Annotated in this window: 9 protein-coding genes; 4 read left to right on the forward strand and 5 right to left on the reverse strand. The window is 42.0% G+C overall.

The window, feature by feature from the left end:
• Nucleotides 1–141: 141 nt before the first annotated feature.
• The 5 genes from Q1W14_RS02305 to Q1W14_RS02325 form a co-directional block, all read right to left on the reverse strand.
• Complete coding sequence (locus Q1W14_RS02305; RefSeq protein WP_300698963.1) at nucleotides 142–3,549, reverse strand: AAA domain-containing protein; 3,408 nt, start codon at nucleotides 3,547–3,549, stop codon at nucleotides 142–144.
• Nucleotides 3,549–4,367, reverse strand: a complete 819-nt coding sequence (tatC, locus tag Q1W14_RS02310) for a twin-arginine translocase subunit TatC (RefSeq protein WP_300698916.1) — start codon at nucleotides 4,365–4,367, stop codon at nucleotides 3,549–3,551. The genes Q1W14_RS02305 and tatC overlap by 1 nt, the downstream gene beginning before the upstream one ends.
• Nucleotides 4,368–4,415: 48 nt before the next feature.
• A complete protein-coding gene (gene tatA / locus Q1W14_RS02315) occupies nucleotides 4,416–4,634 on the reverse strand; it encodes a twin-arginine translocase TatA/TatE family subunit (protein WP_300698918.1) in 219 nt (72 codons plus the stop codon).
• A gap of 109 nt (nucleotides 4,635–4,743) precedes the next feature.
• Entirely contained in the window at nucleotides 4,744–7,224 is a 2,481-nt protein-coding gene (locus tag Q1W14_RS02320; RefSeq protein WP_300698920.1) for a bifunctional UDP-N-acetylmuramoyl-tripeptide:D-alanyl-D-alanine ligase/alanine racemase, read from the reverse strand.
• Complete coding sequence (locus Q1W14_RS02325; protein WP_300698922.1) at nucleotides 7,200–8,189, reverse strand: GSCFA domain-containing protein; 990 nt, start codon at nucleotides 8,187–8,189, stop codon at nucleotides 7,200–7,202. The genes Q1W14_RS02320 and Q1W14_RS02325 overlap by 25 nt, the downstream gene beginning before the upstream one ends.
• A gap of 1,197 nt (nucleotides 8,190–9,386) precedes the next feature.
• Between Q1W14_RS02325 and Q1W14_RS02330 the strand changes: the two genes are divergently transcribed.
• The 4 genes from Q1W14_RS02330 to Q1W14_RS02345 all read left to right on the forward strand — a co-directional run bounded on the left by Q1W14_RS02330 (nucleotide 9,387) and on the right by Q1W14_RS02345 (nucleotide 16,477).
• Entirely contained in the window at nucleotides 9,387–11,588 is a 2,202-nt protein-coding gene (locus Q1W14_RS02330) for a DUF4842 domain-containing protein (protein WP_300698923.1), read from the forward strand.
• A 178-nt stretch (nucleotides 11,589–11,766) separates the two neighbouring features.
• A complete protein-coding gene (gene dxs / locus Q1W14_RS02335) occupies nucleotides 11,767–13,671 on the forward strand; it encodes a 1-deoxy-D-xylulose-5-phosphate synthase (RefSeq protein ID WP_300698925.1) in 1,905 nt (634 codons plus the stop codon).
• A gap of 12 nt (nucleotides 13,672–13,683) precedes the next feature.
• The gene (trkA, locus tag Q1W14_RS02340; protein WP_300698927.1) at nucleotides 13,684–15,024 is read left to right on the forward strand and encodes a Trk system potassium transporter TrkA; all 1,341 of its coding nucleotides are present in this window, start codon (nucleotides 13,684–13,686) and stop codon (nucleotides 15,022–15,024) included.
• A 1-nt stretch (nucleotide 15,025) separates the two neighbouring features.
• Nucleotides 15,026–16,477 (forward strand): TrkH family potassium uptake protein, encoded by a 1,452-nt coding sequence (locus tag Q1W14_RS02345; protein ID WP_300698929.1) that lies wholly within the window; start codon nucleotides 15,026–15,028, stop codon nucleotides 16,475–16,477.
• Nucleotides 16,478–16,510 lie beyond the last annotated feature (33 nt).

Raw genomic sequence — 16,510 nt, forward strand, 5'->3', positions numbered from 1 at the left:
GACTTCCACAGTTCTTCTAACCTTAAATCTAAATCTCTATGAAAAAAACGTTCGGCAAAGATAAGTGTTTATTAGGCAAATTGCTATTAATAAAGTATATAAATTGATAGAAAACATTTAATATATGCTAACACATTCGTATTAAAGTGCACAAGAAGTTGCTCCTAATAATTTGGAATAAATAGGATTGAGACGAAGTAATTCAGGAACACCCGTCATAAACATCTGCTTACGGGCACGAGTGAGAGCAACATTGAGTTTACGGTCAATCTGAATATTGTTTTCTTCAGTTAAGTTAGCTAGAAATCTTAATTGATAGGCACGATTTACAGAGAAAGAGTAGATAATCACATCCCGTTCACTACCTTGGAAACGCTCCACTGTATCAATCAGTATGTCGTTTAAGGCAGGAATTCCTAACTGGGAAATCGTTTTTTTAATCAAAGCTATCTGGCTACGATAAGGAGTAATGATACCTAGAGTTGATGAAGGATCAAAGCCGGAACCGGACGAATATTGGCGATATACTGCTTCCGATAAACGAGCCACAATCTGTGCCTCCGAGTGATTCATCTTTGCCGATTGCGCTGGCGGCTCGGGTACAGAAGGCAAGAATGCGACACGACGTGTCAGTAAATCGGCAAATTCGCAGTCTACCAGTTCCGGAGAGAGTTCCAAAGTTCCACTTTGATGCGGCAAACCAACCGATTGCAACAATCCACCATAAAAAGCATGATTGGGAAAAGAAGCTACTTCTACATTCATCCGCCCTTGACGACACAACATGTCGAAATAGTGATTAGTAGTTAGTGATAAGTGATTCGTTGCGGGCAAAGTATGCTTGAGGTTACGATACAGACGCTCGAATAGGGAGTCTTTCAAATTATACAAACCAATAGACCGCAAGGCTTCATCGCATACTTCAGATTGTTCGGAAGACTGTAATACTACAGCGGGGAGTTGCTTATGATCGCCAATCAATATAAATTTGCCAATAGCATCGGTACCTGCCGGGTTCCGGGTACAGAGCAATCCTAGAAGCTGAGGTTCAAGAATTTGAGTAGCCTCATCCACAATAGCAACATCAAAAGTTTTTAAACGGAATAATTCCGTTTTTGCGGAGAGTGTGGCGACTGTGCCCACAAATACCCGGCAGCGGGCAATACGTTCCTGCACCTCACGACGAGTAGAGCAAGTTTCCAGCACATTTTCTATCAGATGCGACCGGTATACCTCATCACAAGACAATTCGCTGCCGATACGAATAAAGTCTATTTCAGGGGTTATAGCAGCGAGCGTTTTACTGATCTCATCTATAGCACGATTGGTATAAGAAAGCAGCAATATCTGTTTTCCTTCCTGATAGAAAGTTTCTACCATAGAGCGTAATGCACGAGAGGTTTTTCCAGTACCCGGAGGACCTATTAAAAGGAAATAATCCTGGGCTGCTTTCGCTTTCAGAGTGATTCGGGTGAAATCATTCGTTGCCGATTCGATACGGTCATTCAGAGAAGCGTCGAACGCAGGCGGACGCTGACCTAATAACAAGTCACGACGGCTTTTCGTGGCAGAAAGGAAAGCGGAAAGACCTAAATACATACCTCGGAAAGAGGTATCCATATAATCGTGCTCCACTGCATATAAACTCTTGGCAGGAAGTACTCCTGCATTCTGTTGGGCGGCACGAAGACGAATACATATTTTTTCATCAGATATACGTTCGATGTTCCCTTTGAATACCATTTTATTAGTGACGTTGTCCGTATCAACATTCCGCTCATAGAGGACTACAGCATCTCCTTGACGAAAATTCGGAAGAACAGAGGAGGTTTGTTCTTTTATGCCTAACAGCAAATAAGGCTTATGAGCATCGGCTGCATGATTCTCACGGATAGCCAAGTCATATAATATCTCCCCTGCTTCACATTTTTCTGCCAAAGTAGAGAGCCAAAGAGCCGCAGCACCTGCCCGTCCTTCATAATCAATGTCACCGGATTTAGAAGTATAGAGTTCTTTGGTTATAAAGTTATAAAGAGTATAGAAATAACTCTGCTCCAAAGAAGATAATGAACGGATGCGTTGCGTCACCGTATCAATGGAAGGATAAAGAAATCGCTTCCACAAGGTATTGTCCAGGCAACGTTGATTTAATGTATCCGGATTGATATCTTTCAACCGTTCTGCCGTATATTGGGGGCTATTCCTTAGCTGAATACTGTATTCATTCGCCACAATCCGGTTTCTGAGATCCATTACCCTTCGTACCATCGCCCACGAAGGACGCGCCGGATAAAGCAACGGATAACGTGTATATAATAGATAGGCCTTTACCTTTCGATGTTCCATACCCATCGAGAACTCCAATACAGCTTGATAAAGTAACATCTGCACTTTATTATTCTCCTTGGGCTCTACCTTGCCACGAATAGAGTATTCGTCCGCCTTACCCGACTTCATTTCGATGAAAGAAGTCATATCACGCTGCATATAGTCCAAACGTCCTTGCAAACCCAAGGCTTCGCATATATAGGTAGGTTCGAGCACTGCATCAGTCTTATCCAATTCATATCCCGAAGCACGGAAAGTTTCTGTTACCGTCTGCCGGATATTCTCAAAGTGGCGCTTGCAATCGGCAAAGAATTCCACTTCCTTCTCCCGGTCACGTAGATCGGCACATGCAGCCAATTCAATAGGATAAGTACGAAAGGCTTTCTGCATACACGTCAGATAATCGGGTGCTTCCTTGGCGTGAATCCATTCATCCAAAAAAAGATTGGCGATATTACCCAGTAAAAGGGGTCGGGTATTATCGGGCGATTGTAGTCGGGCAAGTATATAATTGGCAGGATGGTGCCCGTAATCCTTGAAACATTCTGCCAGCGAACTAATATCCAGTAGATAGTCCGGTTCAAGAATTATAAAAGAGGGAGTGAGTATGCCTGCCTCATCCACAGATACATCGAGAAAGTTCACTTGTGCATGGCGCCACAAAATACGGCAGGTTTCGGCAAACTCTTCATTGATTTGCGGTACATTGTAACGAACACGAAGCAGTTCATCTGCCACCGTATCTATAGGCAATACATATAAATAGGTATCATCAGCATACTGAAAACAGACACGCATGCGCTTCACTCGTTCTTTGGCCGGAGGAGCTACCACGTATGTAGCGTCGGCACGAGGCAGCAACCGGTAGAGTACATCGGGAATATCCTGCCCTGTCAATCGCTTTACAAAAAAAGCCAAAGTCTTGGAGTCACGCAGCAGTTGTTCGTAAGACGGTTCAGCCTGACGGTTCAATATAGCATTCGATGTTAAACGAAAAGTATGCAGTCGATTCTGTTCTACAATAGACAGACCGACTTTGGAAGCAACAAAACTAATACGGGCGGAGAGATCGGTCATCTGCAAACTACCGTCAGTCATTTGTGTACGGCACAGACGCTCTAACAATTCACGCAACTGGCGATAGGCAGTATCTAAAGGAATGCCGTCTTTGCGACAGGCTCCTAAAAGTATATCAAAGTATTCTTTTACTTCATTCTCCATCATTCTTCCGACTCCACTTCTTCCACTTCATCAGTCTTCTTATCCTTTATCATCAGGATACTCAACTCATAGAGCAAATAAAGCGGAACAGCCACAACTGTCAATGTGAACGGATCGCCAGTAGGCGTAATAATAGCGGCAGCAATAACTATAATTACTACAGCATGCCGGCGGTATTTACGCAAGAAGGTTTTATTGACCAGTCCCAGCAAAGAAAGTAACCAAGTCACCAATGGCAACTCAAATGCCAGCCCCATGCAGAGTACCAACATCATGAAGTTATCGATATACGAATTTAATGAAATTTGATTCTCTATGGTCGAACTCAACTGGTAAGTGGAAAGGAAACGTAAAGTCAACGGGTATACCATAAAATACCCCAGCAGTACACCTACGAAAAACATGACCGTGCCAATGCCCAACGCCTTCTTTACCCCTGTTTGTTCATTCGGATAGAGTGCCGGACTGACAAACCGCCAGATTTCATAGAATATGTAAGGAGCAGCTGTAACCACGGACATCCAGAAAGCCGTAGATATGTGAATGAAGAATGGTGCAGCCAGATTAATATTAATCAGCTTAATATCAAATTCCTGTGTAAAGAACTCATCATCAAGATTGAACACCTGCCCGATGTAACGCAGTAGATCATAAAAAATAAAATCATTATGGCAAGGAGCCAAAATAACTTGGTCGAACAGATAAGGCATAGCAATAAAATAGCCTACAGCCAATACAAACCACACACCAAGTACCCGAAAGAGTACACGACGCAATTCATCCAGATGATCCCAGAAAGTCAGTTCTTTTTCTGCCATAAAATAAGAGAAGGAGTTATAGATAAAACCAATAACTCCGTAAAGTTATCATTTATCTTTTGAAGCGGGAGTATCAATATCGTCCTTAGCCTTATTAATTTCTTCTTTAGCTTCATTGACACCGTCTTTGAAACTCTTCACCCCTTTGCCTAGTCCACGCATTAACTCGGGAATTTTCTTGCCGCCAAACAACAATAAGATAACAAGGGCTATGATAATCCATTCAGAGCCGCTGGGCAGGAAACCTAATAAAAGTAAATTTGTCATAGTATAATGTATTTATTTCGCACAAAGATAGGAAAAAATAGTGATTAGTGATTAATGATTAGTGATTTGTTTATAAGAGTGCTATTTATTAATCACTAATCACTATTTTTCAGTCTTGATAATAAACCCGCTTCACTCGGGTAGAAATACTGGTTAATACCTCGTATGGTATCGTGTCGAGTACATCGGATAAAACGGTAATAGGTAGATGATCGCCGAATATTTCCACGGAATCCCCTTCTTTGCAATCAATGTCTGTAACATCGATCATACAAACATCCATGCAGATATTGCCCACGTATGGTGCTTTCTGACCATTTACCAGACAGTAAGCATGTCCATTACCCAAATGCCGGTTCAAACCGTCGGCATAACCGATAGGCAAGGCGGCAATACGGGATGGACGAACCAAATGTCCTTTACGGCTATATCCTACAGTATCTTCCTGAGGCACATCGCGTATCTGAAGAATGGTAGTCTTCAATGTACTGACATTATTCATAATAGAATTATCTATAGGACTGACGCCATACAGTCCCAGTCCCAAACGAACCATATCGAATTGTGCGCCGGGGAAACGCTCTATACCCGCAGAATTGCAGATATGGCGAAGTATCTTATGTGGAAATGCTTCCTGCAATTCCAAAGACGCTCCTTCGAACATCTCTATTTGTTGACGTGTGAAGGCATCGAACTGCGACGCATCACTACCCACAAAATGAGAGAATACCGAACGGGCAATAACAGCATTCTGCGATTTCAGACGTTCAATAAGGCGGGGCATATCTTCGGGAGCAAATCCCAAACGATGCATACCGGTATCTAATTTTATATGGATAGGGAAGTTCGTGATACCTTCCTTTTCGGCTTCTTTAATAAGAGCATCCAGCAGATGGAAACTATAGACTTCGGGTTCCAGTTTATAATCGAACATCGTCTTGAATGCGGTCATCTCAGGATTCATGATGATAATGCTCGCCGTAATTCCGGCTTTGCGCAATTCAGAACCTTCGTCGGCTACGGCTACGGCAAGATAGTCTACATGATGCTCTTGCAGAGTCTTGGCTATTTCGTACGAACCTGCGCCGTATGCAGAAGCTTTAACCATACATACCATCTTGGTTTCGGGTTTCAGTTTGCTACGGTAGTAGTTCAGGTTGGCTATCATCGCACCGAGGTTGACTTCAAGTATTGTTTCGTGTACTTTCTTCTCCAACACTTCCGTCAATGCATCGAAACCGAATTTGCGGGCACCTTTTATCAAAATAATCTCGTTCTCCAAACGGAGTTCTCCCCTTTCGATGGCACGAATGAGAGCATCGGTATTGACATAGAATGACTTGTCGATATCAAAACGTGAAGCACAACTGGTGATTTCGCTACCTACACCGATAATTCTCTCTATACCACGACTGTTTACCAATTGCGCTACCTGACGGTAGAGAGTAGGAGTATTTTGCCCGGTTTCAAGAATATCAGAAAGTATCAAGGTGCGCTTCAAGCCTTTGGACTGCGAGCGGCGGTACAAGAAGTTAAGTGCTATATCCAGTGAGCCAAGATCTGAGTTATAACTGTCATTTACCAATAAGCAACCATTTTTGCCTTCTTTCACTTCCAATCGCATGGCTACCGGTTCCAGCTTTGTCATGCGTTCCGTTATCTTTTCGGCGGGGAGCATCAGATATAAGCAGGCTGCCAAACAATTCAATGAGTTCTCAATGGAAGCATCGTCTATAAAAGGAAGGGTAAACGTATTGTCCATATCCAGGTAACGATAGGAAATAACAGTGCAATCGTCTTTCTTCTCTACCTTACTTATAAATAGAGGGCGTTCCATATCTTTCCGGCTCCACGCTATTTCACGGGCCGAAAGCATGGACTTCGCCACACAATTACTGATAAACTCATCGTCGCCATTGTAAATTACCACATCACAGCCTTTGAACAGGGCAAGCTTCTCCATACACTTTTCCTGCAAAGAGAAAAAGTTCTCCTGGTGTGCGCCACCGATATTGGTTAATATACCGATGGTAGGCTTGATGATATTCTGCAAAGAGCGCATCTCGCCCGGTTCCGAAATACCAGCTTCGAAGATAGCCAATCCGGAATCCTCGTTCATTTGCCATACCGACAAAGGAACGCCAATCTGCGAATTATAACTGCGGGGTGAACGTACAATGGCACGCTCAGGACTCAGTAATTGGTGTAACCATTCTTTTACAATCGTTTTTCCATTGCTACCCGTGATGCCGATAACAGGGATCTGGAATTGTCCGCGATGTTGTTCGGCCAACTTCTGTAAAGCTTTCAGAGGATTGGTAACTACCAACAAATTGATGGCTGAAAGTTGATAGTTAGTAACAAGTCGCGCACCATCTTCACTTACAACGAAATTGCGTACACCACGAGCGTATAAATCAGGTATATAACGAGTACCGTCACTTCGTCTGGTAGCTAATGCGAAGAATAATGTTTCTTCGGGGAAACTCAGGGAACGACTATCAGTAAGTAGCCAATCAATAGTAGCCGGCACATTCCCTACACGCCGGGCACCAATAGTTTCGGTTATGCTTTCAATCGAATACGACATATATCTTTCTCTTTTTTGAAATCTAAGTACGGGTATTTTCCGTTAAGTCGGTCTATTTTTAACACAATTTGTCCTAAAAAACGCTTATACTCGTCAGACTCAGGATGAAAGGGTTTATGTGAGAGCGCTTTACGTATATTTTCACTTTCTTCCATAATCTGTAACGCAGCCGTAGAGATACAAGTTTGCACAAATCGTTCCCACACATACCGGGCAGCAACTTCGGAGGGATGAACCATATCTTCCGCATAAAAGCGGTAATCGCGCAACTCATCTATTAGTAACTCGTATGCAGGGAAGTAGAAAACTTGCTCCGGAAAAGCAACCTGCAATTGTTCTATTGCCAAAAGCAAAGTAGCTTTACTCAAGTTATTGGCATGCATTCCATCACGAACATGACGGATGGGACTGACGGTAAACAAGACTTTCAGCTTTGGATTTTGCATGAACAAATCGGTAAGTAGAGTTTGGTAATCAAGCACTATTTCTTCTATTGAAAGCTTACGACGAGTAAAGTTCGCTTCCGGTTGTTTATGACAGTTAGCAACTATTTCTCCTGTATCTTTAGACTCGTATACCCAAGCCGTACCAAATGTCAGTAGAAGATAATCGACCTTAGCTAAATTATTATGTGCTTCCTGCAATCGCTCATTGATGCACTGCAAAACCACTTCAGCATCTGCCGAAGAAAAGTCTCCATGATGCATCGGACTATGCCAACACTCACGAAAGAAAAACAATTGACCAGAATTATATTTCTTCCCTATACTTATTTCACGCAATGCGGCAGATATTGAGAGTGGATTATAAAGAACTCCGTATGGGTTGACATCGCAGCAGAACTTTGCATCAGTCAGTTTAATGCCCATATTACTAGCAAAGCAGGAGCCAAGACACATCAAACGGTCTGCATGCGTCAGTCGTGGCATGTCAGTGGATAATTCAACGGGAGTAAAGAAATTCATAGGTGCTCGAAGTTATATCTATCTCTATGCAAAAATAGAACTTATTCTTTATTGCCATGATAGAAAAAGCTATGTTTTATGAAACTTTGGTATTGAAAATAATATTCATTCAGCTTCCATGCTTCCACCCATTTCCTATATCTCGCTATTCATAGGCATTACAGATGTGGTGGAAGCAAATTAAAAAGGTGGAGGCAAAATTTGCTTCCACTAAATGTAAACTGGCTACATATATACTTCACATTAGATAGCACGTGCATTTCATAGGGTACAAACGCTTGTTTGTTTGTGAATAGATAGGGGTTTCTTAGCTTCTATACATACGTTTGAACGATTAGATACAGCCATTTATTAGGGGCTAGCATTAGTAAGCTTATAAGATTACAATTGTAGACTGATAAGCTGACTAATGTAAAGTGAAAGGCTGACAAATGTAAACAGATAACAAACAATAGAGATAAACAACACAAGTACATAGCTTTTACACAACAAATATAGGGGAAAGTCGTATCAACAACAGTAGTTTCGGGCGCTCAACACTGAGCATGCAGGAAGTTAATAATGTGTTTGCACGATATTAACTCCGTGTTGACACGATATTTATATCATGTTGACACGAAATACGTTCTTTGTATTGTGTTTGGTATTCTATTGATTAGTAGACAAATAAATAGATATTCAGGACGATACACTATGAGGGCAAATACTTACTCTCATACTTGCTCTCATAGTTGCTCTCATGACTCAAACACCGATAAATAGGGGGATACAAAGCATCTATGAGGGCATGAGAGCAAATATGTATGCAAAACTAAAATGATTCTCTCAATATAAAAAGAACTCTGTGTCTCCGTGTTCAAATACAAATTGTCATTTAGTTCAAAACGGTTTTAATAGTGAGCTAAAGTTAAGAACACAAATTACGCGAATTACACAAATAAATAGCTGCGCTGTGTACAGTGAGATATGCAGAAAGGCAATATCTGTGTAATTTGCGTAATTTGTGTTCCTTTCAGAATTAATTCATAACCCACAAAAATGAATATACAGTTCGATATACAACGCCATTCCTAATCAAAAAATACATATTATTATTTTGATTGAAACAATATTGTGTCTAACTTTGTTGAATTATCTAGCCAACAAACAAATAAAGTAGTCATTTAGAACAACAAACAATATTAACGCATAAAAGTAATGAACCGTAAAAAAACTAGTCTTTGCTATCTCTTCCTGGCATTTTTGCTCGGAGGAGTATTCGTATTGACGAGTTGTGACAAAGGAAATGATGTCTACAACCCGAACCACATTCAAGAGGAAGCCAAAAAAGCTTTTCCTGTAAAAGACATTGACCCAAACCAAACTTGGGAAATGAGTTCTATTTGCAATGCATCTGTTTCTGTAAATGAAAAGACAGGAGGAGCATATACGATTAAAGTCTATACTGAAAATCCCTATAATACAAACGGAAACGCTTTTCTGCTCGCCAAAACAAGCGTAACAGACGGGCAGACTGTGAACTTTAAGTTCGATATACCTTTGGCATTACAGTATGTATATGTGATGAAGGTGAATAGCGAAGGATATAGTTCAACGAAAACTGTTTTTGTGACAGACAAAAAGATAGATGTCTCTTTTGGCGGAGCAAATACTGTTGCTATGGCAGCGAAAACAAGAGCAGTATCTTCTATTGTCAATTTTACAACACCCGATGTTAATGACGTCAGTATATTTCCTACAAAAGAATCCATTCAGCAATTAAGTTTAACCAAAACGGACGGACAGATTGCAAATGCAGCTAATTACAGAATAGATTCATCGGTAAAGAGTATAAATAATTGGGGTAGTAACGCCAAAATGTATGTTACTGAGAATACTACATTGAGCAGTTTATATATCGCAGGAAATTCTAAGTTATATATACTTCCCGGAGTAACTTTGACTCTTACAGATAATAAAGAATTTTCATTATCACAAAGTGGTTCCATTATTAGTGTAGGTTCCGGTGCTACTTTTAATGTAAACAGTAAATATTTACAAGCCTCTATTGCCACTATTTATAATTTAGGTACAATAAATGCAAAAGCTATAGATATAGCAGGCTCCGGATATATTTATAACAGTGGTACTCTCGATATTGAAAACGAAATAAACACTTCCAATGATAATGCTCTTTTAGTGAACGAGGGGGTTATAAAAGCATCTTCATTAGAGACCAAAGGCAGTAGTTCTTTCTATAACAGTGGAGAAGTTACAATTTCAGGCAAAACCTTTTTAAGTAGTGGCAGTCAGAAATGGGAAAACCAAGGATACTTCAATACCAATAATATGGAAATTAAGGCTTCAAGCCCCTACCTACTAAATGCCTGCAAATTATATGTTGAAGAAGAATTCAAAATAAGCGTATCTCAGGCTGCTCCTGAAAATAACTTTAATGTAGATGGAGGAGCTTATGTAGAGTGCGGAAGCCTGTATTTAAATAATGCAACAGTGAACATGGGAGGAAAATCTTTCTTTAATGTTTTGGGTACTGCCACATACGAATATAATACAAGAGGCTTTTATAGCATAACCAATGATTTTGCATTATTGAAAATAGGTAAAGCTGTTCAGGCATCAATTGCTATAGGACATGCTAATTCTATCGGCTATCATGGAAAGTTGTATATTGCTTGTAAAAATCATTTTGAAAACGGATCAACAGGTGGTGTGCCTTATATAATCGTAGATGATGATGCACAAATGACCGGCGCCGACAATGCCGACATCAAGATTCCGTCTTCTACTTGTAACCCCGGTTATAACTCAACTCCGGATGAAGGCGGTAAAAATGATAAGGTTATAGAGTATGCATACGCCTTTGAGGATATGATGTTAGAGGCAGGCGACTATGACTTTAACGATGTAGTGCTTTATGTCACTGCTCCTTTTATTAATGAAGGCGGCGAGCGGGTAATAGATGTAACCCTTAAAGCAGCCGGGGCAACCAAAAAGCTGGCAGTTATATTCAATGACGGAACAACAACGACCACTTTGTTTGAAAATGTACACACTGCATTAAAAGTTGCTGAAGGAACCATTGTAAACACAGGTGGAACAACAGGAACTCCCAGCACAGTAGCCATCAAAGTAGGAGACAATTTCAATCTTACAAACAATGGAGACCTCTATATTTCTGATGGAAAAAGAGATGTACATATCCCGAACTTCACACCCGGTTTTAAAGTTGGAGATGCTCCATACGCCCTTCGCATAGCATACGCAAGTTGGAAATGGCCGAAAGAAAGAAATCTGATAACAGAAGCTTATCCCGATTTTGCCGATTGGGCAAAGAATGCAATGGAAGCACCGAATTGGTATAACAACTTCAACAGCGATAAAGTCATAGGAATAGAATAACAAATATCCCGCATAATAAAAGTCAGGCTGCAAAATAAGTGTTTTGCAGCCTGACTTTTTGATGCCCATACACCATTAAAATGCACCTTAACACCTCTTCTACATTTTTTCTCTCTAAAAACATCCTACCATCCGTTTTCTTTTGCTATTTTTGCATTTTGTAATCTTCAGAACAGAGATGAAAACAGAACCAACAACATATAACTTGTTAAATTCAATTTCTACTCCCGAAGACCTACGCCAGCTTAGCGTAGATCAACTTCCTGAGGTTTGTAATGAATTGAGGCAAGACATTATTAAAGAAGTATCGTGCAACCCCGGACATTTTGCTGCTAGTCTTGGCACAGTAGAATTGACCGTTGCTTTGCATTATGTCTTCAATACCCCTTACGACCGAATAGTATGGGATGTGGGACATCAGGCTTATGGACATAAGATCCTGACCGGACGTCGCGAATCCTTCTCTACCAACCGAAAATTCAAAGGAATCCGCCCTTTCCCCTCTCCCGATGAAAGTGAATATGACACTTTCACCTGCGGACATGCCTCCAACTCCATTTCTGCTGCTTTGGGTATGGCAGTTGCTGCGTCCAAGAAGGGCGAGACTAACCGTCATGTAGTAGCCATCATCGGCGACGGAAGCATGAGTGGTGGTCTGGCATTCGAAGGACTGAACAATGCTTCTTCCACTAACAACAACTTGCTTATCATTCTCAACGACAATGATATGGCAATAGACCGTAGTGTAGGTGGCATGAAGCAATACCTCTTCAACTTAACTACCAGCAACCGTTATAATCAGCTCCGATTCAACATTTCCAGAGTATTGTTCAAGATGGGTATCCTGAACGAAGACCGCCGCAAAGCCCTTATCCGCTTCGCTAACAGTCTAAAATCTATGGCCGCCCAACAACAGAATATCTTCGAAGGAATGAATATCCGTTACTTCGGTCCCGTAGACGGACACGATGTTAAAAATATCGCACGTATTCTCCGGGATATAAAAGATATGCAAGGTCCGAAGATACTGCACCTGCATACCATCAAAGGCAAAGGATTTGAACCGGCCGAGAAGGATCCGGGCATCTGGCATGCCCCCGGCAAGTTTGATCCCGAAACAGGTGAGCGCTTTACTGCCGACACCAGCGACTTACCTCCTCTATTTCAGGATGTATTCGGTGATACTTTGGTAGAGCTAGCCAATCAGAACCCAAGAATAGTCGGCGTTACTCCCGCCATGCCCACGGGATGTTCTATGAACAGACTGATGGAGACTATGCCCGGTCGGGCATTTGATGTAGGCATTGCCGAAGCTCATGCAGCGACTTTCTCAGGTGGTATGGCCAAAGAAGGCTTACAACCTTTCTGTAACATTTATTCCTCGTTTATGCAACGGGCATACGACAGTGTAATACACGATATCGCCATCCTTCGACAGCCCGTAGTACTTTGTCTCGACCGTTCGGGACTGGTAGGCGAAGACGGTCCGACTCACCACGGTGTTTTCGACCTAGCTTATTTTCGTCCGATCCCCAATATGACAATCTCCTCTCCAATGGATGAGCACGAACTGCGTCGCCTGATGTATACCGCACAATTACCGGACAAAGGGCCATTCGTTATCCGCTATCCCCGTGGACGCGGTATATTGTTGGATTGGAAATGCCCATTCGAAGAAATACCTGTAGGCAAAGGTCGCAAATTGAAAGACGGCAAAGACCTTGCAGTCATCTCCATCGGCCCGATAGGTAATATCGCCGCAAGCGCTATCAAGCGGGCAGAGAGAGAGAAGAATTTATCCATAGCCCATTATGACTTGCGTTTCCTTAAACCACTGGATGAGGAACTCTTGCATGAAGTAGGTCGCAATTTTCAACATATCATTACCATAGAAGATGGTATACGAAAAGGTGGTATGGGCAGTGCCGTACTGGAATTTATGGCAGATAATGACTATACCCCACATGTACAACGTATTGGTGTGCCCGACTCATTCATTGAGCACGGTAGCATAAAAGAGTTGTATCATCTTTGTGGAATGGATGAAGAAGGAATCTATAATCAATTGACAATGAACAATTGATAATTGACAATTATGAAAATAATCATTGCAGGTGCCGGCGCAGTAGGCACACACTTGGCAAAACTGTTGTCCCGCGAAAAACAGGACATCATTCTGATGGACGACAACGAAGAAAGATTGAGTACTTTGAGCTCAAACTTCGATTTGATGACAGTCGCCACCTCCCCTACCTCGATTAAAGGTTTAAAAGAAGCAGGAGCCGGCGAAGCCGATTTGTTCATTGCCGTTACCCCAGATGAAAGCCGGAACATGACCGCATGTATGTTAGCCAACAATCTCGGAGCAGAGAAAACGGTTGCCCGCATTGACAACTACGAATATTTACTACCCAAGAACAAAGAGTTTTTCCAGAAGTTGGGCGTGGATTCACTGATTTATCCCGAAATGCTTGCAGCCAAGGAAGTAGTATCTTCTATCCGCATGAGCTGGGTACGCCAGTGGTGGGAGTTCTGTGGAGGTGCCTTGATATTGCTAGGTACTAAGATGCGTGAAAAAGCAGAAATACTGAATATCCCTCTCCATCAGTTGGGAGGTCCCGAGCTACCCTATCATATAGTAGCCATCAAACGAAATAACGAAACACTGATTCCGAGAGGTGACGATACCATCAAATTGCATGATATTGTTTACTTCACCACTACCCGCAAATATGTACCTTATATTCGTAAGATAGCTGGTAAAGAAGACTATGCCGACGTACGAAACGTAATGATTATGGGCGGTAGTCGCATTGCCGTGCGTACAGCACAATATGTTCCCGACTATATGCAAGTGAAGATTGTAGACAGTGACCTGAATCGTTGCAACCGCCTGACCGAGATTCTGGATGACAAGGTCATGATTATTAATGGCGACGGTCGCGACATGGATCTGCTTATAGAAGAAGGACTGAAAAATACGGAGGCTTTTGTTGCACTGACCGACAGTTCCGAAACCAACATCCTTGCGTGCCTTGCAGCCAAACGAATGGGAGTAAGCAAAACCGTAGCCGAAGTTGAGAACATCGACTATATAGGTATGGCGGAAAGTCTTGATATCGGTACCGTTATCAATAAGAAATTAATCGCCGCCAGCCACATTTATCAGATGATGCTGGATGCAGACGTAAGTAACGTGAAATGTCTGACATTCGCCAATGCCGATGTAGCGGAATTTACCGTCAAAGCCGGTTCGAAAATAACCAAACATCCGGTAAAGGATTTAGGGCTGCCCAAAGGTACTACCATCGGAGGTTTGATTCGTCATGGCGAAGGTGTAGTGGTTACAGGTAATACCCTTATAGAACCCGGCGATCACGTTGTGGTATTCTGCCTGAGCATGATGATTAAGAAAATAGAGAAATACTTCAACTAAAGTGATTAACTTCAAGACAATTATACGAATTATCGGCATCTTATTGCTGCTGGAAACAATCATGTTTCTTGGTTGCTCCATCGTATCTTTATACTATGGTGAAGACGATTCGTTCGCTTTCTGGAAAGCAGGGGCAATCACAGCGGGAGTCGGTTTAGTATTAGCAGCCCTTGGTAAAGGAGGCAACCACCAGCTAACTCGCCGTGACGGTTATGTATTGGTCAGTACCGCCTGGGTAGCTTTCTCACTTTTCGGCATGCTTCCGTTCTATATCGGAGGATATATACCTGACGTAACCGATGCTTTTTTTGAAACGATGTCCGGGTTCACCAGTACCGGTGCCACTATTCTGAATAATATCGATTCACAACCACATGGCATTCTCTTCTGGCGCAGTATGACCCAATGGATTGGTGGTCTGGGGATTATCATGTTCACCATTGCTATTCTTCCCATCTTTGGTGTAAGCGGTCTACAAGTATTTGCAGCAGAAGCCAGCGGACCTACACACGACAAAGTACACCCTCGTATCGGTATAACAGCAAGATGGATCTGGAGTATCTATACCGGTATCACCGCTCTTCTCGTAATTCTGCTAATGCTGGGAGGCATGGGATGGTTCGATAGTGTCTGCCATGCATTTGCAACTACCGGAACGGGTGGTTTCTCTACCAAGCAGGCAAGTGTAGCTTACTATAGTTCACCTTATATAGAATATGTCATTTCTATCTTCATGTTTATTTCCGGCATTAACTTCACGCTACTGTTGCTATTAGTTAACGGGAAATTAAAAAAAATTATTAGTAATGCGGAACTAAAATTCTACTTCGGGTCTGTCGTATTCTTTACCACGATTATAGCTGTAGGGCTCTATTACACAAGCTCGATGGGAGCGGAAGAATCTTTCCGGAAATCCTTGTTCCAAGTTATTTCCTTGCATACTTCCACCGGTTTTGCTACCGACGATTACATGCTTTGGAAACCTGTTCTGTGGGGATTACTAACCATTATCATGGTATTGGGAGCCTGTGCAGGAAGCACAACCGGAGGACTGAAATGTATTCGTTTGGTTATCCTCACAAAGGTTTCACGTAATGAATTCAAGCATATCATACACCCCAACGCAGTATTACCTGTACGCATTAATAAGCAAGTAATCTCACCTTCTATTGTTTCAACCGTACTGGCATTCTGTTTCATCTATATCATTATCATAATAGCCAGTGTTTTCCTTATGTCTGCAATGGGAATCGATTATTCGGAATCCATTGGATGTGTTATTTCGAGCATTGGTAATATGGGACCCGGCCTAGGTACTTGTGGTCCGGCATATTCGTGGAGCGAATTGCCTGACGCAGCTAAATGGCTCCTGGCATTTCTTATGCTATTAGGACGTTTGGAGCTTTTCACGGTTTTACTTTTGTTCACACCTAAATTCTGGCAGCGGAGTTGATTTAGGATAAAAAGTGTAAAAATAATCATTTTT

The organism is Bacteroides sp. (genome assembly GCF_030151085.1).
Taxonomy (GTDB): Bacteria; Bacteroidota; Bacteroidia; order Bacteroidales; family Bacteroidaceae; genus Bacteroides.

Bases quoted from the DNA above. Each gene is read 5' to 3' on its own strand.
- Q1W14_RS02320 (WP_300698920.1), bottom strand. From the start codon at position 7,224: ATGTCGTATTCGATTGAAAGCATAACCGAAACTATTGGTGCCCGGCGT.
- dxs (WP_300698925.1), top strand. From the start codon at position 11,767: ATGAAAACAGAACCAACAACATATAACTTGTTAAATTCAATTTCTACT.
- trkA (WP_300698927.1), top strand. From the start codon at position 13,684: ATGAAAATAATCATTGCAGGTGCCGGCGCAGTAGGCACACACTTGGCA.
- tatC (WP_300698916.1), bottom strand. From the start codon at position 4,367: ATGGCAGAAAAAGAACTGACTTTCTGGGATCATCTGGATGAATTGCGT.
- Q1W14_RS02330 (WP_300698923.1), top strand. From the start codon at position 9,387: ATGAACCGTAAAAAAACTAGTCTTTGCTATCTCTTCCTGGCATTTTTG.
- Q1W14_RS02325 (WP_300698922.1), bottom strand. From the start codon at position 8,189: ATGAATTTCTTTACTCCCGTTGAATTATCCACTGACATGCCACGACTG.
- Q1W14_RS02305 (WP_300698963.1), bottom strand. From the start codon at position 3,549: ATGGAGAATGAAGTAAAAGAATACTTTGATATACTTTTAGGAGCCTGT.
- tatA (WP_300698918.1), bottom strand. From the start codon at position 4,634: ATGACAAATTTACTTTTATTAGGTTTCCTGCCCAGCGGCTCTGAATGG.